This is a genomic window from Streptomyces sp. NPDC058701 (genome assembly GCF_042715295.1).
In the GTDB taxonomy this organism is placed as follows: domain Bacteria; phylum Actinomycetota; class Actinomycetes; order Streptomycetales; family Streptomycetaceae; genus Streptomyces.
In genome coordinates, this window is record NZ_JBHXSY010000009.1 from 22,323 (window position 1) to 41,400 (window position 19,078).

The 19,078-nt window shown below is 71.8% G+C and carries 17 protein-coding genes; 11 read left to right on the forward strand and 6 right to left on the reverse strand.

From position 1 onward, the window contains the following. Positions 1–23 precede the first annotated feature (23 nt). Both ACFWW8_RS12170 and ACFWW8_RS12175 read right to left on the reverse strand, forming a co-directional pair. Entirely contained in the window at positions 24–1,274 is a 1,251-nt protein-coding gene (locus ACFWW8_RS12170; RefSeq protein ID WP_386527107.1) for a spermidine/putrescine ABC transporter substrate-binding protein, read from the reverse strand. Between the two features lie 52 nt (positions 1,275–1,326). Then, entirely contained in the window at positions 1,327–2,841 is a 1,515-nt protein-coding gene (locus ACFWW8_RS12175; RefSeq protein WP_386527558.1) for a gamma-aminobutyraldehyde dehydrogenase, read from the reverse strand. 194 nt (positions 2,842–3,035) lie between these two features. Here ACFWW8_RS12175 and ACFWW8_RS12180 point away from each other — a divergent pair, with 194 nt between their 5' ends. Both ACFWW8_RS12180 and ACFWW8_RS12185 read left to right on the forward strand, forming a co-directional pair. Further along, positions 3,036–3,590 (forward strand): NADAR family protein, encoded by a 555-nt coding sequence (locus ACFWW8_RS12180; RefSeq protein WP_386527109.1) that lies wholly within the window; start codon positions 3,036–3,038, stop codon positions 3,588–3,590. Positions 3,591–4,141: 551 nt separating this feature from the next. After that, positions 4,142–5,743, forward strand: coding sequence for a TROVE domain-containing protein (locus tag ACFWW8_RS12185; RefSeq protein WP_386527111.1), 1,602 nt, complete (start codon positions 4,142–4,144; stop codon positions 5,741–5,743). A 108-nt stretch (positions 5,744–5,851) separates the two neighbouring features. Here the strand turns inward: ACFWW8_RS12185 and ACFWW8_RS12190 are convergent, their stop codons facing one another. Continuing rightward, positions 5,852–6,565: a DUF4190 domain-containing protein gene (locus ACFWW8_RS12190; RefSeq protein WP_386527114.1), complete on the reverse strand. Its 714-nt coding sequence runs from the start codon at positions 6,563–6,565 to the stop codon at positions 5,852–5,854. A 110-nt stretch (positions 6,566–6,675) separates the two neighbouring features. On the opposite strand from ACFWW8_RS12190, the gene ACFWW8_RS12195 reads away from it, so the two are divergent. The 5 genes from ACFWW8_RS12195 to ACFWW8_RS12215 all read left to right on the forward strand — a co-directional run bounded on the left by ACFWW8_RS12195 (position 6,676) and on the right by ACFWW8_RS12215 (position 11,655). Beyond that, complete coding sequence (locus ACFWW8_RS12195; protein ID WP_386527117.1) at positions 6,676–7,701, forward strand: adenosine deaminase; 1,026 nt, start codon at positions 6,676–6,678, stop codon at positions 7,699–7,701. Positions 7,702–7,722: 21 nt separating this feature from the next. Further along, on the forward strand, positions 7,723–8,412 hold the full coding sequence (locus ACFWW8_RS12200; protein WP_386527120.1) for a glycerophosphodiester phosphodiesterase: 690 nt from the start codon (positions 7,723–7,725) through the stop codon (positions 8,410–8,412). Between the two features lie 86 nt (positions 8,413–8,498). Beyond that, positions 8,499–9,578 carry a sensor histidine kinase gene (locus ACFWW8_RS12205; RefSeq protein ID WP_386527561.1) on the forward strand — a complete coding sequence of 360 codons (1,080 nt, stop codon included), beginning with the start codon at positions 8,499–8,501 and terminating at the stop codon, positions 9,576–9,578. Beyond that, on the forward strand, positions 9,575–10,306 hold the full coding sequence (locus tag ACFWW8_RS12210; protein WP_386527122.1) for a response regulator: 732 nt from the start codon (positions 9,575–9,577) through the stop codon (positions 10,304–10,306). The genes ACFWW8_RS12205 and ACFWW8_RS12210 overlap by 4 nt, the downstream gene beginning before the upstream one ends. Before the next feature lie 146 nt (positions 10,307–10,452). Then, the gene (locus tag ACFWW8_RS12215) at positions 10,453–11,655 is read left to right on the forward strand and encodes a serine hydrolase domain-containing protein (RefSeq protein WP_386527124.1); all 1,203 of its coding nucleotides are present in this window, start codon (positions 10,453–10,455) and stop codon (positions 11,653–11,655) included. A gap of 22 nt (positions 11,656–11,677) precedes the next feature. Here the strand turns inward: ACFWW8_RS12215 and ACFWW8_RS12220 are convergent, their stop codons facing one another. The 3 genes from ACFWW8_RS12220 to ACFWW8_RS12230 all read right to left on the reverse strand — a co-directional run bounded on the left by ACFWW8_RS12220 (position 11,678) and on the right by ACFWW8_RS12230 (position 14,980). Then, entirely contained in the window at positions 11,678–12,193 is a 516-nt protein-coding gene (locus ACFWW8_RS12220; RefSeq protein WP_386527127.1) for a hypothetical protein, read from the reverse strand. A gap of 76 nt (positions 12,194–12,269) precedes the next feature. Then, positions 12,270–13,448 (reverse strand): PotD/PotF family extracellular solute-binding protein, encoded by a 1,179-nt coding sequence (locus tag ACFWW8_RS12225; protein ID WP_386527129.1) that lies wholly within the window; start codon positions 13,446–13,448, stop codon positions 12,270–12,272. Positions 13,449–13,540: 92 nt separating this feature from the next. Continuing rightward, a complete protein-coding gene (locus tag ACFWW8_RS12230; RefSeq protein ID WP_386527131.1) occupies positions 13,541–14,980 on the reverse strand; it encodes a gamma-aminobutyraldehyde dehydrogenase in 1,440 nt (479 codons plus the stop codon). A gap of 169 nt (positions 14,981–15,149) precedes the next feature. Here ACFWW8_RS12230 and ACFWW8_RS12235 point away from each other — a divergent pair, with 169 nt between their 5' ends. From ACFWW8_RS12235 to ACFWW8_RS12250, 4 genes are all read left to right on the forward strand, one after another. After that, on the forward strand, positions 15,150–15,653 hold the full coding sequence (locus ACFWW8_RS12235; RefSeq protein ID WP_267717555.1) for an Lrp/AsnC family transcriptional regulator: 504 nt from the start codon (positions 15,150–15,152) through the stop codon (positions 15,651–15,653). Next, complete coding sequence (locus tag ACFWW8_RS12240) at positions 15,638–17,017, forward strand: aspartate aminotransferase family protein (protein WP_267717557.1); 1,380 nt, start codon at positions 15,638–15,640, stop codon at positions 17,015–17,017. Before ACFWW8_RS12235 ends, ACFWW8_RS12240 begins: the two co-directional genes overlap by 16 nt. A gap of 203 nt (positions 17,018–17,220) precedes the next feature. Then, on the forward strand, positions 17,221–18,006 hold the full coding sequence (locus ACFWW8_RS12245) for an ABC transporter ATP-binding protein (RefSeq protein WP_386527134.1): 786 nt from the start codon (positions 17,221–17,223) through the stop codon (positions 18,004–18,006). Then, the gene (locus ACFWW8_RS12250; RefSeq protein ID WP_386527136.1) at positions 17,988–19,061 is read left to right on the forward strand and encodes a hypothetical protein; all 1,074 of its coding nucleotides are present in this window, start codon (positions 17,988–17,990) and stop codon (positions 19,059–19,061) included. The genes ACFWW8_RS12245 and ACFWW8_RS12250 overlap by 19 nt, the downstream gene beginning before the upstream one ends. Positions 19,062–19,078 lie beyond the last annotated feature (17 nt).

Sequence of the window (19,078 nt, forward strand, 5' to 3'; positions counted from 1 at the left end):
GCGCCCGGCGCGGGCGCTGGGCGTCACGCGCCGATGAGCTTGGCGAACTTCTCTTCGTACGCCGTCTCTTCCTCGCTGGTGAGGGAGCGGAAGGCGTGGGACTTGGCGGTCATGGCCTTGTCCGGGACGATCAGGGTGTTCTCCGCGAGCTCGGGGTCGATCTTGGCCAGCTCGTCCCTGACGCCCTCGACCGGACAGACGTAGCTGATGTACGCGGCCAGCTGCGCGGCGACCGGGAGCTCGTAGTAGTAGTCGATGAGCTTCTCCGCGTTGGCCTTGTGGCCGGCCTTCGCGGGAACCAGCAGGTTGTCGCTGGAGGTGATGTAGCCGGCGGCCGGGATCGCGTACTTGATGTCCGGGTTTCCGGCCTGGAGCTGGATGACGTCGCCCGCCCAGGCGAGGCAGGCGGCGAGGTCGCCCTTGTCGAGGTCGGCCGTGTAGTCGTTGCCCGTGAAGCGGCGGATCTGGTTCTTGTCCACGCCCTTCTGGAGCCGGCCGACGGCCCCGTCGAAATCGGCGGTGGTGAAGTTCGACGGGTCCTTGCCCTGGTCGAGCAGGGTCATGCCGACGCTGTCGCGCATCTCGGTGAGGAAGCCGACCCGGCCCTTGAGGGTGGGGTCGTCGAGGAGCTGGGTGACGGAGTCGACCGTCCTGCCGCCGGTGGCCTTGGAGTTGTAGGCGATGACGGTGGAGATGCCGGTCCAGGGGTAGCTGTACGCGCGCCCCGGGTCCCAGTCGGGGCTGCGGAACTGCGGGGAGAGATGGGCGAAGGCGTTCGGGAGGCGGGAGGCGTCCAGCTTCTGCGCCCAGCCGAGGCGGATGATGCGGGCCGCGAGCCAGTCGGTGACGACGATCAGATCGCGGCCGGTGTCCTGGCCGGCCGCGAGCTGCGGGCGGATCTTCCCGAAGAACTCGACGTTGTCGTTGATGTCCTCGGTGTACTTGACCTCGATCCCGGTCCGCTTGGTGAACTCCTCCAGGGTGGGACGGGACTTCTCGTCCTCGCTGGTGTCCATGTACTCGGTCCAGTTGGAGAAGATGATCTCCTTCTCCCGGTCCGAGCGGTCGTCGGAGGCCGCCGCCGCGGCGCCCTCCCGCTTGGCGGGCGGGATGCCGCAGCCCGCGAGGGCGGACAGGCCCCCGAGGGTGAGCGCTCCGACTCCGGACGCGCGCAGCAGCGAGCGGCGGGTGAGGGCCCCGCGGCCGCTGTCAAGGCTGCGCCGCATCGCGGCGAGTTGCGCCGCCGAGAGGCGGTCGGGCTCGAACTGCTCCATGCGCGTTGCCCTTTCGGGATGGGTAGGTCGCCGCTGGTCCGGCGGCTGGCTTCTATCGGTCCCCGAAGATCGTGCGGTGCCAGTCCTTCGCGGCGACCGCGGTGTTGTCGTACATCACGTGCTTGACCTGCGTGTACTCCTCGAAGGAGTAGGCGCTCATGTCCTTTCCGAAGCCGCTCGCCTTGTAGCCGCCGTGGGGCATCTCGCTGATGATCGGAATGTGGTCGTTGACCCAGACGCAGCCCGCCTTGATCTCGCGGGTGGCGCGGTTCGCCCGGTACACGTCGCGGCTCCAGGCGGAGGCGGCGAGCCCGTACGGGGTGTCGTTGGCCAGCGCGATGCCCTCGTCGTCGGTGTCGAAGGGCAGGACGACGAGCACCGGTCCGAAGATCTCGGACTGGACGACCTCGCTGTCCTGGGCCGCGCCGGAGATGAGGGTGGGCCGGTAGTAGGCGCCTTCGGCGAGCTCGCCGCCCGGAACCTCGCCGCCGGTGACGACGGTGGCGTAGGACCGGGCCCGCTCGACGAAGCCGGCGACGCGGTCGCGCTGGGCGTGCGAGACGAGCGGGCCGAGGTCGGTGGTGGCCGCGAAGGGGTCGCCGAGACGGACGCTCTCCATCAGCTCGGCGACACGGGTGACGAAGGCGTCGTGCAGGGGGCGCTGGACGTAGGCGCGGGTGGCGGCCGTGCAGTCCTGGCCGGTGTTGATCAGGGAGGCGGCGACCGCACCGTGCGCGGCGGCCTCCACGTCGGCGTCGTCGAAGACGAGGAAGGGCGCCTTGCCGCCGAGCTCCAGGTGGAGCCGCTTGACGGTGGCGGTGGCGATCTCCGCGACCCGCTTGCCCACGGCGGTGGAACCGGTGAAGGAGGTCATGACCACGTCCGGGTGGCCGACCAGGTGCTCGCCGGCCTCGCGCCCGGCGCCGGTGACGATGTTGACCACTCCGTCGGGCAGGCCCGCGTCCTTGGCGGCCTGCGCGAACATCAGCGAGGTGAGCGGGGTCAGCTCGGCGGGCTTGAGGACGATGGTGTTGCCCGCGGCGATGGCCGGGAGGATCTTCCAGGCGGCCATCTGGAGCGGATAGTTCCAAGGCGCGATGGAGCCGACCACCCCGATGGCCTCGCGGCGTACGTAGGAGGTGTGGTCGCCGGAGTACTCGGCGGCCGCCTGACCCTGGAGGTGGCGCGCGGCCCCCGCGAAGAAGGCGGTGTTGTCGATGGTTCCCGGGACGTCGAACTCGGTCGACAGCTTGATCGGCTTGCCGCACTGCAGGGACTCGGCGTACGCGAAGTCCTCCGCCTGCTCGGCGAGTACGGCGGCCAGCCGGTGCAGCGCGTCCGAGCGCTCACCGGGGGTGGCGCCGGACCAGGCCGGGAAGGCCCTCTTGGCGGCGGCGACGGCCGCGTCGACGTCCGCCGTGCTCGCGAGTTCGTAGGTGAGGACCTCGTGCCCGGTGGCCGGGTCGACCACGGTGTGTGACCTGCCCGAGGTGCCGGGCCTGAGCTGCCCGTCGATGTACTGCGCGCCGTCCGCGAAGCGGTCCTTGACCTGGAAGCGGTTGCCCATCACGCTCTCACGCTCTCCGTAGCTACAGTTCGAGCTACAGCTCGAATTGAGTGCCGATCCTGACAGAGGTGGTGCCCTCGGCCAAGTGATTCCGTTGTTGCCTTTTGATTACGCGACGGAATCGGTCGACCATGTGTCGAGGCACGCCCGAAATCACGTACGAAGTGTCCGTGGCGACTGTCAGACTCGCGTGCATGGAGATGATCGAGGAACTGATCAAGCAGGTCAGCAGTGGTGAACGGGTGAAGTTCCTGCCGTTCTGGGGCCACCGTCCGCGCCCGGACGGGACGCTCGGCCCCAGCTGCCTGAGCCAGTGGTGGCCCTCCGAGTTCACTGTGGGTGACGTCCGGTACGCCACGGCGGAGCACTGGATGATGGCCGGGAAGGCCCGGCTGTTCGAGGACCCGGAGGCCGAGGCCGCAGCCCTCGGTGCGAAGACCCCGGCCGAGGCGAAGAAGGCCGGCCGGCTCGTGCGGGGCTTCGACAACGCGATATGGGAGCGGGAGCGGTTCGCCCTCGTGGTGGAGGGCAGCGTCCACAAGTTCGGCGCCGATCCGGCGCTGCGCTCGTACCTCCTGTCCACCGGGAACCGCGTGCTGGTCGAGGCGAGCCCGATGGACCGGATCTGGGGCATCGGGCTCGCGGCCGACGACGCGCGCGCCCTGGACCCGGCCCGCTGGCGCGGGCTGAACCTGCTGGGGTTCGCGCTGATGGAGGCGCGGGAGCGGCTGCGGCGGAGCCCCGCGTGAGCGGCCGCCACCGGGTCGCCGCTGAGGAGACGAGCGTGCGCGCCGTGTCCGTGCGCTACGCCTACGGGGCGCCCGGCCCCGGTCCCCGGGCCGCGTTAATTGCCTGGCGGACGTCCCGGTCCGGCGCCTACCGTGGTGCTCGTCCAGGTGCGCGGGCGAGACCTCCTTCCACTGTTAATGGGGCGGCCGCGGGTTCGAGTCCCGTCACCGGCTTCGGGCCGGTGTAGCTCAGTCGGTAGAGCACCACGTGGTTTCGCCGCACTCGATCTCTGGACACCTGTCTCACGCACCTCCCGGTGCGCGGGCGACGGCTCCTTCCTTCCAAGAAACCAGGCCGCCGCCGCTTTGATCTCGGGAGGCCGCGCGGGGGATGCCCGGTGCGCAGGCGACGGCTCCTTCGGATCGATCGGTCGCGGGTTCGAGTCCCGCCCGGCTCCGGCCGGTAGCTCAGCCGGCAGAGCAATCGACAACGCCGTCTCCGACTTCGGATCTCGGGCATCCCCGCGTCGCGCCTCCCCCGGTACTTCTCTGCTGGATTCGGGGGGATTCACATGGCTCGTTTCAACCTGCGCCCGTCCAAGGCGGCTTCCGCCGCGGCCGTCGCACCCACCTCGCCCGTCCGCTCGACCGGCCGCCGCGTCCGCACCCACGAGGGAGCCCGCGGCCACGAGCGGGATCCGCGCTCCGAGCTGTTCCTGCTCGCGGTCGCCAACTTCGTCGCGCAGAAGACCTTCTACGAGGGCGGCGAGGAGCGCGACGACCGCTTCGCCGCGCTCGTGCGCCGGCTCGCGGTCGAGGACCCCGAGTGGACGGCGGGCCTGCTGGGCTGGCTCCGCTGTGACGCGAACATGCGGACCGCCTCGCTCGTCGGCGCCGCCGAGTACGTCCGGGCGCGGCTCGACGCGGGCGCCACCGGCGGGCCGTCGAACCGCCGGGTCGTCGACTCCGTCCTGCGGCGCGCGGACGAGCCCGGCGAGCTGCTCGCCTACTGGACGTCGACGTACGGCAGGAACGTGCCCAAGCCCGTCAAGCGCGGCATCGCCGACGCCGTCCGCCGGCTCTATTCGGCCACCTCCCTCCTGAAGTACGACACCGCTTCCCGGGGCTACCGCTTCGGCGACGTCCTGAACGTGGTGCACGCCTCGCCCGACCCGGCCAAGCCGTGGCAGGGCGAGCTGTTCCGGCACGCCCTCGACCGGCGCCACCACCCGGAGACCGCGCGGGTGCCCGACGGCAGCCGCACGCTCGTCGCGCACCGGGAGCTGATGGAGCTGCCGGTAGCGGAGCGGCGCGCCGTGGTCACCGGTCCCGACGGCGCGGAGCGGCTCGCCGCGGCGGGCATCACGTGGGAGGCCCTGGCCGGCTGGCTGCAGGGGCCGATGGACGCGGCCGCCTGGGAGGCGGTCATTCCGTCCATGGGCCCGATGGCCCTGCTGCGCAACCTCCGGAACTTCGACCAGGCCGGAGTCTCGGACGCGGTGGCCGCCGGGGTCGCGGAGCGGGTCTGCGCGCCGGAGGCCGTCGCCCGCTCCCGGCAGTTCCCCTTCCGCTACCTGGCCGCCTACCAGCACGCCCCCTCGCTGCGCTGGGCGTACCCGCTGGAGCGGGCGCTCGGCCACTCGCTGGCCAACGTCCCGGCGCTGCCCGGCCGGACGCTGGTCCTCGTCGACCGCTCGGGGTCGATGTGGTCCCCGCTGTCGGAGCGCTCCCGGCTCAACCGGGCCGACGCGGCGGCCGTGTTCGGGGCGGCGCTGGCGCTGCGGGCCTCGGACGCGGACCTGGTGCAGTTCGGCACGTCCAGCCAGGTCGTCGCGTACGACCGCGGCGAGTCCGTGCTGAAGGTGCTGGAACGGTTCGGCGACCTGGGCGGCACCAACACGGCACAGGCCGTGAAGAAGCACTACCGGGGACACGACCGGGTCCTGATCGTCACCGACGAGCAGGCCGCCTCCTACCGGTACGGCGGCGACCCGTCGGCCGAAGTGCCGGCCGACGTCCCGGTGTACACGTGGAACCTGGCCGGTTACCGGGTGGGCCACGCGCCCTCCGGTTCGGCCCACCGGTACGCCTTCGGCGGTCTCACCGACGCGGCCTTCCGCATGGTGTCCCTGATCGAGGGCGGCCGGGACGCCGACTGGCCCTGGCTCGCCTGAGGCGGCGGCTCGCCTGAGGCGGCGGCTCGCCCGAGGCTCGTCCCACGCCCGCCTCCGGGACGGTCCGACGGCGGAGGGCGGCCCCGCGGGGGCGCCCCGTCCCGCCGGTCAGACCTTCTCGGAGACCGGGAAGTCCGCGTACGGGCCGTCGGGGTCGCCGTCGGGTATCCCGGCGAGGACCCCGAAGAACAGCAGCGAGACCAGGATCGCCACCACGATGCCGACCGCGCCCGTGATGATGCCGGCCAGCGCCATCCCGCCGTTGTCCGCCTCGCCCCGGGTGGCCTTGCCGCGGCCCAGGACGCCGAAGACCACGGCGGCGATGCCGAGCGGCAGGCCCACGAAGGCCAGGAAGCACCCGAACAGCCCGAGGGCGACGGCGGCGATGCCGAGGACCAGCGCGGCGATGCCGAAGCCGTTGCTGTGCCGCTGCCCGTACGGCGGGTATCCGGCCGGCCCGGAGTGGAACGCGGGACCGGGGTACCCCGCGTCCCCCGGGTACCCGTAACCCGGGGCGGCGGGGTAGCCGTACCCGTACGCCCCCTCGCCGGGCCGGGCGGGATACCCCGGCCCGTACGCGGGCTGTCCGGAGGCGGGCCGGCCGGACCCCTCCGGCCCGGATGTCACGGTGTCGGCGGTGGGCGGTGCGTGGCCCGGCATCCCTGCGAGCGTCGGGTGGTCGTGCACGGACGGCGGCGACACTCCCGGCGCGCCCGCGCTACTGGCCGGTCCCGCGGGCGGGCCCTGCGTCGTGCCCGGTTCCACCGCCGGCCGCTCGGGCGGCGCCCACGGGTCCGTCGGCTCCTGGCTGTTCCCGGTCATTCGGCACCCCCCTCTCGTACAGCCATGCTAGGCGCTGCCACCGACAGTCACCGGGCTGCCTACGATGAACGCCGAACTGCCCGCACCCGCGTCCCACCGGAGGCACCCTCATGACCGACCTGCACCCCTTCATCGCGGGGCTGCCCAAGGCGGAACTCCACGTCCACCACGTCGGCTCGGCGTCCCCGCGCATCGTGGCGGAGCTCGCGTCCCGGCACCCCGACTCGAAGGTCCCCACCGACCCCGAGGCCCTCGCCGACTACTTCACGTTCACCGACTTCGGGCACTTCATCGAGGTGTACCTGTCGGTCGTCGACCTGGTCCGCACCCCCGACGACGTCCGGACCCTGACCTTCGAGGTCGCCCGTGACATGGCCCGGCAGAACATCCGCTACGCCGAGCTGACCATCACCCCGTACTCCTCCACGCGACGCGGCATCGACGAGAAGGCCTTCATGGAGGCCATCGAGGACGCCCGCAGGGCGGCCGAGACCGAGCTCGGCGTCATCCTGCGCTGGTGCTTCGACATCCCCGGCGAGGCCGGCCTGGAGGCCGCCGCCGAGACCACCCGGCTCGCCGTCGACCTGCGCCCCGAGGGCCTGGTCTCCTTCGGCCTCGGAGGCCCCGAGATCGGCGTCCCGCGCCCGCAGTTCAAGCCGTACTTCGACCGGGCGCGCGCCGCCGGCCTGCACAGCGTCCCGCACGCCGGCGAGACCACCGGCCCGGAGACCGTCTGGGACGCCATCCGCGAGCTGGGCGCCGAGCGCATCGGCCACGGCACCAGCGCCGCCCAGGACCCCGAGCTCCTCGCCTACCTCGCCGAGCACCGGATCGCACTGGAGGTCTGCCCGACGTCGAACATCGCCACCCGCGCGGTGACCGACCTGGACCTCCACCCGGTCAAGGAGATGGTCGCGGCGGGCGTGCTCGTCACCATCAACAGCGACGACCCGCCGATGTTCGGCTCCGACCTCAACAACGAGTACGCGGTGGCCGCCCGCCTCCTCGACCTCGACGAGCGCGGTCTCGCGCAGCTCGCGAAGAACGCCGTCGAGGCCTCGTTCCTGGACCCGGCCGGCAAGGCGAAGCTCGCCGCGGAGATCGACACGTACACCGACGGCTGGCTCGCGCGCTGAAGTCCCCCTGAGAATGGGGCCATGCGCACCCTGACTGCCGTCGGCCACCGCGGCGATCCCTACCGTGTCCGTGAGAACACCCTTCCGTCGATCCGCTCCGCCTTCGCCCGCGGGGCGGACGCGGTCGAGATCGACGTACGGTTGACCCGCGACGGGGTGCCGGTCCTGCTCCACGACGAGACGCTCCGGCGGCTGTGGGGCCATGACGTGCGGCTCGACGCGGTCACGGCCCCACAGCTCCGGGAGCTCGCCGGGGGCGCGGTCCCCACCCTGCGCGAGGCCCTGATGGCGGCGGGCGCGGGCCGGGTCATGATCGACCTGCCCGGCGCCTCCACCGAGGCGGTACGGACGGTCGTGGACCTGGTCCGCGCGTGCGGGGCGCGGGACCGGACGTACTACTGCGCGGGGCCGGGCAGCATGCTGGCGGTGCGCGCCGCCGACCCGGGCGCGGAGATCGCGCTGACCTGGACCACGCTGTCTCCGCCGCGCCGGGTGCTGACGGACGCGGTGCGTCCGCGCTGGCTCAACTACCGGTTCGGGCTGGTGAGCCGGGAGCTGTGCGACGCGCTGCACCGGGACGGGCTGCTGGTGTCGGCCTGGACGGCGGACACGAAGCGGACGATGCGCTCCCTCGTCGCCGCCGGGGTGGACTCGGTCACCACGAACCGGGTGGACGCGCTGGCGGACGTGCGCGCCGAGTTCGGTCGGTGATACCCCGGCTCGCCGAGCGCCTGCGGCACGCGGGTCCCCGGTGGCGGGACCTCGGCCTCACCCTGCTCGTGCAGCTTGCCTCCACCATGCCCTTCGTCCTGCCCGAGCAGCCCGGCGGGTCTCCGAAGAGCTGGCCCGCGTACGCGGTGACCCTGGCCGGCGCGCTGCCGCTGATCTGGCGGCGGCGCGCCCCGGTGGCGGTGCTGGCGGCCATCGTCGGCGCCGGGTTCTTCTACAGCCTGGCGATGGACGGCCCGGGCCAGCCCCTGCCGTACGGGCCGCTGATCGCCTTCTACACGGTGGCCGTGCTGTGCCCGCCGCGGACCCGGGCGGTGGTCGGCGCGGTGCTCGTGGCCGCCTCGTTCCCGGCGGTGCGCTGGAACACCGGATCGGCGCGGGAACTGCTCTTCACGCTGTTCATCGGCGGCGCGGCGTACGCGCTGGGACGGCTGCAGTACACCCGGCAGGCGTACACGGCGGCGGTGGAGGACCGGGCGGAGCAGCTGGAGCGGACGAACCGGATCGAGGCGGAGCAGGCGGCGGCCCGTGAACGGGTCCGGATCGCACGGGAGATGCACGACATCCTCTCGCACGCGGTCAGCATCATGATCGTGCAGGCGGAGGCCGGGCCGGTGGCGGTGCGCGGAGCGCCGGCGCGGGCCGAGGCGGCCTTCGACGCGATCGCCGAGACGGGGCGCGACGCGATGGCCCAGCTGCGGACGATGCTGGGGGTGCTGCGCACGGACGAGGCGGCGCTCCGCGCGCCACAGCCCGGGATCGCCGCGCTGCCAGCGCTGTTGGAACGGGTGCGGGGCAGCGGGCCGCGGGTCGTGTACGAGCGGACGGGCGCAGTGCGCGGGCTGCCGGCCGCACTGGAGGCGACGGTGCACCGGGTGGTGCAGGAGGCGCTGACGAACGTGGTGAAGCACGCCGCGGCCTCGGAGGTGGAGGTGCGGCTGGAGTACGGGGCGCGGACGCTCACGGTCTCGGTCGCGGACGACGGACGCGGGCCCCGCCCGGGGCCGGGCGGCGGGCACGGCCTGATCGGGATCCGGGAGCGGGCGGCGGCGCACGGCGGGACGGCGGAGGCCGGGCCGGGGCCGGGCGGCCGCGGCTTCGTGGTGCGGGTGGTCCTTGTAACGTCGCTGCCGGAGGTGGGAACTTGACGATCCGTGTGGTGGTGGCCGACGACCAGGAGCTGGTGCGCAGCGGGTTCGCGATGATCCTGGACGCGCAGCCGGACATCGAGGTCGTGGCGGAGGTGGGGGACGGCGCCGCGGCGGTCGCCGCGGTGCGGATGCTGGCCCCGGACGTGGCGCTGCTGGACATCCGGATGCCGGTGCTGGACGGGATCGAGGCGTGCCGGGCGATCGCTGCGGGCGGCGGCTGCCGGACGGTGATGCTGACGACCTTCGATTCGGACGCGTACGTGTACGAGGCGCTGCACGCGGGGGCGAGCGGCTTCCTGCTGAAGGACGTGCGGCGGGACGACCTGGTGCACGCGGTGCGGGTGGTGGCGGCCGGCGACTCCCTGCTGGCGCCGTCGGTCGCGCGGCGGCTGATCGAGGAGTACACGGCGGCGACGGGACGTCCGGCGCCGTCGCCGGACCGGCTGGAGACGCTGGAGGTACTGACGGCGCGGGAGCGCGAGACCCTGCTGCACCTCGGGCGCGGGCTGTCGAACGCGGAGATCGCGGTGGCGCTGGTGGTGAGCGAGCACACGGTGAAGTCGCACGTGGGGAACGTACTGGCGAAGCTGGGGCTGCGGGACCGGATCCAGGCGGTGATCTGCGCGTACGAGACGGGTCTCATCGCGGCGGGGGCCACGCCTGCGGCTGCGGCCGGGGGCCGCTCCGGGGTCTCTCCCTCTGGGGTCTCTCCCTCTGGGGAGTGAGGGGCGGCGTGTCGGCTCCCTCTGGCCGGTGAGTAGTCGTACCGGAGAAGACCCCTCTGCGGGGTGATCCGCGACTACCCCTGTGACCAGGAGCATGGGGGTCGTCGGGGCGAGAGGGCCCCGCGGATCTCACAGGGGAGCCCACCATGAACGCCCGTACGCGCACACTGATCGCCGCCGCTCTGGTCCTGGGCGTCGCGTCCGGCCCGGCCGCGGCCTACGCCGCTCCGGCCCCGGCGGGGACTGCCGCGGCGTCCTCCGCCGGCCCCGGGCGGACGATCGCGACGCCGCCCGACGCGGCGGCGCTGGTGCGGGCGATCGCCGGCCTGGGCCCGGAGCACGGGGACGCCACCGCCGCCCTGGTCCGTGTGGGCGGTACGAGCGGGAGCTGGCGGGGCAGTTCGGGGGTCGCGGACGTCCGCACCGGGCGCAAGGCCCTGGAACACGGCCGGTTCCGTGCCGGGTCGGTGACCAAGACCTTCACCGCGGCGGTCGTGCTCCAACTGGCCGCCGAGGGACGGGTGGATCTGGACCGCCCGGTGCAGGAGTACCTGCCGGGAATGCTGTCGTCGGCCTTCAAGCCGGTCACCGTACGGCAGTTGCTGAACTACACGAGCGGCATCCGCCCGGCCGACGGCCCGGGTGACACCTTCGCCGATGCCTACGCGCACCGGTTCGACCTCGACGACCCTCGCGCCCTGATCGCCGACGCGGTCGCCAAGGGGCCCGAGTTCGACCCGGGGACGCGCCAGCACTACCTCAACATCGACTACACGGTTCTGGGGGTGCTGATCGAGAAGGTGACGGGGACCTCGTACGAGCGGGCCGTGACCAGCCGGATTCTCGAGCCGCTCGGCCTGCGCGACACCTCGCTGCCCGCCCGTACGCAGATCCGCGTACCGGGCCCGCACAACCGCGGCTACCAGGAGGTGCCGACAGCGGGCGGGGGCACCCGTCTGGTCGACGTGACCGAGTGGGGCTCCTCCCGGGAGTGGGCCGCCGGGGACCTCATATCGACCACGGCGGACCTGGAGCGCTTCACCCTGGCGCTGTTCGGCGGCCGGGTCGTACCCGCCGCCCAGCTGGAGGAGATGTTCACGGTGCCCGGGGTGACGGACTTCGTCACCGGCGCCGCGGCCGACCAGACGGCCGGTTTGAAGCGGTTCGCGCTGCCCGGCGGCACGGTGGCCTGGGGCAAGACGGGTGGTCGCTACGGCTACAACACCGTGATCGGCGGGACCCGGGACCTGTCCCGGACCGTGGTGTACTCGGTGAACTCCACCGATGCCAAGGGGCGGGATATGAACCCGGTGGCCCTCGGCATCGTGATGGCGGCCTTCGCCGGATAGCCCCCCGCGCGGACGGCGCCGGTCAGGCGGCCGCCGCCCGCGTCATGGCCGCCCCTTCGGGCGCCGCCGGATCAGGTGCCGGCGCGGCCTCCAACCGCTTGATCGCGCGGCGCAGGATCAGCAGGGGGATCACCCCGAAGACGCCGAAGGAGATGTCGATGAGCGACCACCAGAAGGGGATGCCGCGGATCGGGCCGCAGATCAGGGCCAGCGGGACGACGCCGGCGCAGGCGATCATGCCGGCCTCGACGATCCAGATGTTGCGGACGGGGTCGCGGTAGACCCCGTAGAAGAAGACGGCGATGACGAGGTGGGCGAAGGCGAGCCAGTCGGTGCCGTAGAGGAGGAAGGGGTACTCGGCGTCGGCCCGCTCCAGTCCGTCACCCACCCGTCGCAGCCACACATTGTCCACCAGGGAGTTCCCGAGGCGGAGCTCACTGACGAGGGGGAAGGCGGTGAGTCCGCTGAGGACGAGACACACGAGGAACAGCAACAGCCAGGCACGGATACGCCGCTGAAGGGCGCTTCTCTCGCTCATGGAAGGAAGCCTACCCACGTTTCTGAACGCGTTCAGCAAAATTAATGAACATGTTCAGCTCGGCACCGCCGACCGCTCAGAGCCCGACGATCGCGTTCCAGCGCTTGGCGAGGGAGCGTCGCTCGGCGGAGGAGATGTCCCGGGCCACGACGAGGCGCTCACGCATCTCGTCGTCGGGGAAGATCAGCGGGTTCTCGGCCAGTGCGGCGGTCTCCTCGTCCTCCGAGGCGGCCAGGACCTCGCGGGCGGCCGGGACGGGGCAGACGTAGTTCACCGAGGCGGCCAGCTTCGCGGCCACCTCCGGGGAGTAGTAGTGGTCGATCAGCGCCTCGGCGTTGGCCTTGTGCCGGGCCAGGTTGGGGACGAGCAGGCTCTCCGCCCACAGCTCGGCCCCCTCCTCGGGGACCACGAACTCGATGTCGGGGTTGTCGGCCTGGAGCTGGATGGCGTCGCCGGAATAGGCCTGACAGGCGAGCACGTCGCCCTTGCTGAGGTCGGACGTGTAGTCGTTGCCGGTGAAGCGGCGGATGTGCCTCTTCTTCACCATGGCCTCGACCTGGTCGCACATCCGGTGGAAGTCGGTCTCGGTCCAGGCGGTGACGTCCACGCCGTTGCCCTGCATCAGCAGGGCGAAGGACTCGTCGAGGCCGGAGAAGAGGGTGACCTTCCCCGCCAGGTCGGGCTGCCACAGGTCCTGGACGGACTTGATCTCCCGGCCCAGGGCCTTGCGGTTGTAGGCGATACCGGTGATCCCCGACTGCCAGGGGACCGTGTGCAGCCGGCCGTCGTCGAAGGCGGGGGAACGCAACTGCGGGTCGAGGTGCCGGGCCACGTTGGGCTGGGCCGAGCGGTCCATCTTCTGGGCCCATCCCAGGTGGACGAAGCGGGCGGCCATCCAGTCGCTGACCACGACCAGGTCGTGACCGGTCTCCTGGCGGTTCATGAGGGCCGGACTGATCTTGCCGAAGAACTCGTCGTTGTCGTTGATCTCCTCGGTGTACCGCACCTCGATTCCCGACTGCTCCGAGAACGCCTCCAGGGTCGGACGGCGCGTCTCGTCCTCCTCGTCGGTGTCGATGTAGAGGGGCCAGTTGGAGAAGGTCACGCTCTGGTCCCGCTCGGACCGGTCGGGACCCTCCCGCCGGCCCTGGGGGACGTAGGCGGCGGGCACGCCGCAGCCGGCGAGGGCGGCCAGCAGACCCGTGGCACCGAGGCCGCGCAGCGCCGCGCGGCGGGAGAAGGCGAGTTCAGGCATGGGCACAGCCTCGGGGAACGCGAGGGGGCGGACAATAGACATGGTGTCTACTGCCCGCCCCGTCAACGCTGTGCTGTGACCGATGCGGCCGATCAGCCGTCGAGCGAGGTCATCACGTGCTTGATGCGCGTGTAGTCCTCGAAGCCGTACGCGGAGAGGTCCTTGCCGTAGCCGGACTTCTTGAAGCCGCCGTGCGGCATCTCGGCGACGAGCGGGATGTGGGTGTTGATCCACACGCAGCCGAAGTCGAGGTTCTTGGACATCCGCATCGCGCGGCCGTGGTCCTTGGTCCACACGGAGGAGGCGAGCGCGAACTCGACGCCGTTCGCGTACTCCACGGCCTGCGCCTCGTCGGTGAAGGACTGGACGGTGATGACGGGGCCGAAGACCTCGTGCTGGATGATCTCGTCGTCCTGCTTGAGGCCGGAGACCACGGTCGGGGCGTAGAAGTAGCCCTTCTCGCCGACCTGGTGGCCGCCCGCCTCGACCTTGGCGTGGGCGGGGAGGCGCTCGATGAAGCCCGCGACCTGCTTCAGCTGGTTCGGGTTGTTCAGCGCGCCGTACAGCACGTCCTCGTCGTCCGGCTGGCCGGTCTTGGTGTCGGCGGCGGCCTTGGCCAGCGCGGTCACGAACTCGTCGTGGATCGACTCGTGCACGAGCACGCGACAGGCGGCGGTACAGTCCTGGCCCGCGTTGAAGTAGCCCGCGACCGCGATGTCCTCCACGGCCTTGGCGATGTCGGCGTCCGCGAAGACCACGGCGGGGGCCTTGCCGCCCAGCTCCAGGTGGACGCGCTTGACGTCCTTCGAGGCGCTCTCGGCGACCTGCATGCCCGCGCGCACGGAACCGGTGATGGAGGCCATCGCCGGGGTGCGGTGCTCGACCATGGCCCGGCCGGTCTCGCGGTCGCCGCAGACGACGTTGAACACGCCCTTGGGCAGCACCGAGTCGATGATCTCCGCCATCAGGACGGTGGAGGCCGGGGTGGTGTCCGAGGGCTTGAGGACCACGGTGTTGCCCGCGGCGATGGCCGGAGCGAACTTCCACACGGCCATCATCATCGGGTAGTTCCACGGCGCGACCTGGGCGCAGACGCCGACCGGCTCGCGGCGGATGATCGAGGTCATCCCCTCCATGTACTCGCCGGCCGAGCGGCCTTCGAGCAGGCGGGCGGCGCCGGCGAAGAAGCGGATCTGGTCCACCATCGGCGGCAGCTCCTCGCTGGCCGTGAGGCCCAGCGGCTTGCCGGTGTTCTCCGACTCGGCGGCGACGAGCTCGTCCGCGCGCGCCTCGAAGGCGTCCGCGATCTTCAGCAGCGCCTTCTGCCGCTCCGAGGGGGTGGTGTCGCGCCAGCCCGGGAAGGCGGCCGCGGCGGCGGCCATGGCCGCGTCGACGTCGGCCTGGCCCGAGAGCGGGGCGGTGGCGTACGCCTCGCCGGTGGCGGGGTTGACCACCTCGGTGGTCCGCCCGTCGGCGGCGTCCTTGAACTCCCCGCCGATGTAGTTGCGCAGACGACGCAGTTCGGTGGTCACTACAGCCACACTCCTGATCACATGTCCAACGATTGAGACGAATCCCCAGCCTAACGCCTGGGCGGATGCTTTCGACAGGCCCGCAGGCCACGAACTACGAAATCAGTGAGATGCGCACTCTCAAACAACGGATTTCATCGGTTCCGTCTTGCGGAACAGACGACTCCTCGTGCACAGTGAGGTCGTGGTCAGTCGAAGCGCAGATTCCAGGAACAGACAACCGTCCCCTTCGGTCGATGCTGTGTCCCTGGCGATCATCGAGCAACTGCAGGAGGACGGTCGCCGTCCCTACGCAGCGATCGGCAAGGCCGTCGGCCTGTCGGAGGCGGCTGTGCGCCAGCGCGTGCAGAAGCTGCTCGACCAGGGCGTCATGCAGATCGTCGCCGTCACCGACCCGCTCACCGTGGGGCTCCGGCGCCAGGCGATGGTCGGGATCAACGTCGAGGGAGACCTCGACCCCGTGGCCGACGCCCTGGCGGCGATGGCCGAGTGCGAATACGTGGTGATGACCGCGGGATCGTTCGACCTGATGGTGGAGATCGTCTGCGAGGACGACGACCACCTGCTCGAGACGATCAACAAGAAGATCCGCGCGCTCCCCGGCGTGCGATCAACCGAAAGCTTCGTATACCTGAAGCTGAAGAAGCAGACCTACATGTGGGGAACCCGATAACCGTGAGCCAGGACCTCTCCAAGACCGCGTACGACCACCTGTGGATGCACTTCACCCGCATGTCGTCCTACGAGAACGCACCCGTCCCCACCATCGTCCGCGGTGAGGGCACGTACATCTGGGACGACAAGGGCAAGCGCTACCTCGACGGTCTCGCCGGACTGTTCGTGGTCAACGCCGGTCACGGCCGCAAGGAACTGGCCGAGGTCGCCTACAAGCAGGCCCAGGAACTCGCGTTCTTCCCCATCTGGTCGTACGCGCACCCCAAGGCCGTGGAGCTCGCCGAGCGCCTCGCGCACTACGCCCCGGGCGACCTGAACAAGGTCTTCTTCACCACCGGTGGCGGCGAGGCCGTGGAGACCGCGTGGAAGCTCGCGAAGCAGTACTTCAAGCTGCAGGGCAAGCACACCAAGTACAAGGTCATCTCGCGTGCGGTCGCCTACCACGGCACCCCGCAGGGCGCCCTGTCCATCACGGGCCTGCCGGCCCTGAAGGCCCCCTTCGAGCCGCTGGTCCCCGGCGCGCACAAGGTGGTCAACACCAACATCTACCGCGCCCCGATCTACGGCGACGACCCCGAGGCCTACGGCCGCTGGTGCGCCGACCAGATCGAGCAGGAGATCCTCTTCGAGGGCGCCGACACCGTCGCCGCCGTCTTCCTGGAGCCGGTGCAGAACGCCGGCGGCTGCTTCCCGCCGCCGCCCGGGTACTTCCAGCGGGTCCGTGAGATCTGCGACGAGTACGACGTGCTGCTCGTCTCCGACGAGACGATCTGCGCCTTCGGCCGCCTCGGCACCATGTTCGCCTGCGACAAGTTCGACTACGTCCCGGACATGATCACCTGTGCCAAGGGCATGACCTCCGGCTACTCCCCGATCGGCGCCTGCATCATCTCGGACCGCCTCGCGGAGCCGTTCTACAAGGGCGACAACACCTTCCTGCACGGCTACACCTTCGGCGGCCACCCGGTCTCCTCGGCGGTCGCGCTGGCCAACCTCGACATCTTCGACAAGGAAGGCCTCAACCAGCACGTGCTGGACAACGAGGACGCCTTCTTCTCGACGCTGAAGAAGCTGCACGACCTGCCGATCGTCGGCGACGTCCGCGGCAACGGCTACTTCTACGGCATCGAGCTCGTCAAGGACAAGAGCACCAAGGAGTCCTTCACGGACGAGGAGACGGAGCGCGTGCTCTACGGCTTCCTCTCCAAGGCGCTCTTCGAGAACGGCCTGTACTGCCGGGCCGACGACCGCGGCGACCCGGTCATCCAGCTGGCCCCGCCGCTGATCGCGGACCAGGGCACCTTCGACGAGATCGAGGGCATCCTGCGCTCGGTGCTCACCGAGGCCTGGACCAAGCTCTAAAACGTCCGGCCACACGGCCCGGATCCCTCCGTTCGGGTGAGAACGAAGGGGTCCGGGCCGTGTGCTGTCCGCCGACAAGACGTTCATCTCTTTACATCTCTTTACGGCGCCAGTGACCGATCGGCCTCCGACTTCGTTCCCCCGTCCGGGGGAGCCGGGCTGGTCCAGTCCCGATCCGCAGTCGAACCGAAGAGGTGTACGCCATGGTGGCCCCACCGGACAACGACGTGCTCTGGGCACGCTCCCTGCACTACTCCCACAGCGGCTCCCCCGGCCTCATCGGCGTCTCCGTCGGAGTCGGCCAGGGCGAGATCCTGGCCGTGACCGGCCCCCGCGGCAGCGGGAAGACCACACTGCTGCGCTGCCTCTCCGGGCAGCTGCCGCCCGAGCAGGGCGAGGTCTGGTTCAACAGCGTCCCCGTGCACACCCTGGGCGACGCGGCCCGCGAGCGGCTGCGCCGCGACCGGTTCGGCTGGATCGGGCCGGAGCCCGGGCTGCTGCCCGAACTGAAGGTCTGGGAGAACGCGGCCCTGCCGCTGCTGCTCGCCGGAGCCTCCCACCGCACCGCCAAGCACGCCGCCTGCGCCTGGCTGGAGCGCCTCGACATCGGGGCCTTCGCCCGCAAGCGGCCCTCCGCCCTCACCCGGGCCGAGTGCCAGCGCGTCGCCCTGGCCCGGGCCCTGGTCAACCAGCCCGCGGTGCTGTTCGCCGACGAGCCGACGGCCCCGCTGCACCGTGCCGAGCGGACCCTTCTGCTCCGTACGCTGACCACCGCCGCCCGGTCCCACGAGATCACCGTGCTGCTGGCCACCCACGACGAGGAGACCGCGGCCGCCGCCGACCGGCGCCTGGCCCTCCTCGACGGCCGGTCCGCCGCGGCCGCCGAGGCGGCCGACGCCGCCCGGGGCACCTCAGCCGCTCCCGGCTCCCCCGGCTCCCCCGCCGCCGACACCACGGAGGACCAGGCCGCGTGCTCGCTCTCCGCCTAGCCCGTGGGTCGCGGCCGCTCGTCCAGCTGCGACGGCTGCTCGTCGCCGCCGCCGCGGCCTGCACCGGGTTCCTGCTGCTGTACGTGCTCGCCGAGGCCCTGGTCCGGCCCGCCGGATCGTTCCCCCGGCTGCTGTGGGCCCTGATCCCGCTGGCCGCCACCGTCCAGTTCGCCGTCGCCGTGGCCCGTACCGACCCGGCGACCCGGCCCCGCGAGGGACTGGACGCCGCCGGGCTGGGGCCCGTACGGCTCACCCTGGTCGCGACGATCTCCACCGCCGTCTCGTGCACCCTGGGCAGCGCCGTCGCCCTGGCCGCCTTCCTCCACCTGCGCGGGGACCTGGCCGGGCTGCCCTTCGACGGCGCCGGGGCCCGGCTGCTCCACGCGGACCAGCCACTGCCCGTCGCCGCCGCCCTGACCCTGCTGGCCCTGGTGCCGCTGGCCGCCTCGGCCGCGACCGCCGTCCTGCTGCGCCCACACACCCCGCTGGCCCCGCAGACCGGGCTGCCCTGGGGCATCACCCTCACCGCGTGCGGGCTCGCCACCCAGGCCTACGCGGGCCGCGGCGGCCCCGGGATGCTGGCCGGCTGGTCGCTGACCGCGGTCGGGCTCGCCCTCGCGGGGCCCGGCCTGGCCTACGCCTGCGGAACGCTGGTCCAGGCCGTGCGCCCGGGCGCGCTGCGGCTGCTGGCCGGACGTTCGCTCCAGCAGCAGGCCCCCCGGCTCGGGCCGCCGCTGGGCGTGCTGTGCGCGGTCGCGGCGGGCGCGCTGACGGCGCTGGCCCTGCGCGACCGCGGCGGGCTGCTGGCCCCGCTCGGCCCGCTGACCGGACCGGCCGCCGCCCTGGTCGCCCTGTGCGCCACCGCGACCCTTCTCACATCGGCGGTGGAGGCTCGCCAGTCCCGCGGCCCCGGCCGCGAGGCCCTGCTCGGCCTGGGCGCTCCCGCCAAGGTCCTGCGGACGGCGGCGAGTTTGCGGGCCACGGCGCTGGTGGCCGTCTGCCTCCCGCTCAGCTGGGGTGTGGCGCAGCTGACGTCGATGGCATTGACCCGCTGACGCGGGCAGCCCTTAGT

What these genes read in the sequence shown, in the direction of transcription:
- ACFWW8_RS12185 (WP_386527111.1), top strand. Translation starts at nt 4,142, where the DNA reads ATGGCTCGTTTCAACCTGCGCCCGTCCAAGGCGGCTTCCGCCGCGGCC.
- ACFWW8_RS12245 (WP_386527134.1), top strand. Translation starts at nt 17,221, where the DNA reads ATGGTGGCCCCACCGGACAACGACGTGCTCTGGGCACGCTCCCTGCAC.
- ACFWW8_RS12200 (WP_386527120.1), top strand. Translation starts at nt 7,723, where the DNA reads ATGCGCACCCTGACTGCCGTCGGCCACCGCGGCGATCCCTACCGTGTC.
- ACFWW8_RS12205 (WP_386527561.1), top strand. Translation starts at nt 8,499, where the DNA reads ATGCCCTTCGTCCTGCCCGAGCAGCCCGGCGGGTCTCCGAAGAGCTGG.
- ACFWW8_RS12215 (WP_386527124.1), top strand. Translation starts at nt 10,453, where the DNA reads ATGAACGCCCGTACGCGCACACTGATCGCCGCCGCTCTGGTCCTGGGC.
- ACFWW8_RS12195 (WP_386527117.1), top strand. Translation starts at nt 6,676, where the DNA reads ATGACCGACCTGCACCCCTTCATCGCGGGGCTGCCCAAGGCGGAACTC.
- ACFWW8_RS12190 (WP_386527114.1), bottom strand. Translation starts at nt 6,565, where the DNA reads ATGACCGGGAACAGCCAGGAGCCGACGGACCCGTGGGCGCCGCCCGAG.
- ACFWW8_RS12225 (WP_386527129.1), bottom strand. Translation starts at nt 13,448, where the DNA reads ATGCCTGAACTCGCCTTCTCCCGCCGCGCGGCGCTGCGCGGCCTCGGT.
- ACFWW8_RS12170 (WP_386527107.1), bottom strand. Translation starts at nt 1,274, where the DNA reads ATGGAGCAGTTCGAGCCCGACCGCCTCTCGGCGGCGCAACTCGCCGCG.
- ACFWW8_RS12175 (WP_386527558.1), bottom strand. Translation starts at nt 2,841, where the DNA reads ATGGGCAACCGCTTCCAGGTCAAGGACCGCTTCGCGGACGGCGCGCAG.
- ACFWW8_RS12220 (WP_386527127.1), bottom strand. Translation starts at nt 12,193, where the DNA reads ATGAGCGAGAGAAGCGCCCTTCAGCGGCGTATCCGTGCCTGGCTGTTG.
- ACFWW8_RS12180 (WP_386527109.1), top strand. Translation starts at nt 3,036, where the DNA reads ATGGAGATGATCGAGGAACTGATCAAGCAGGTCAGCAGTGGTGAACGG.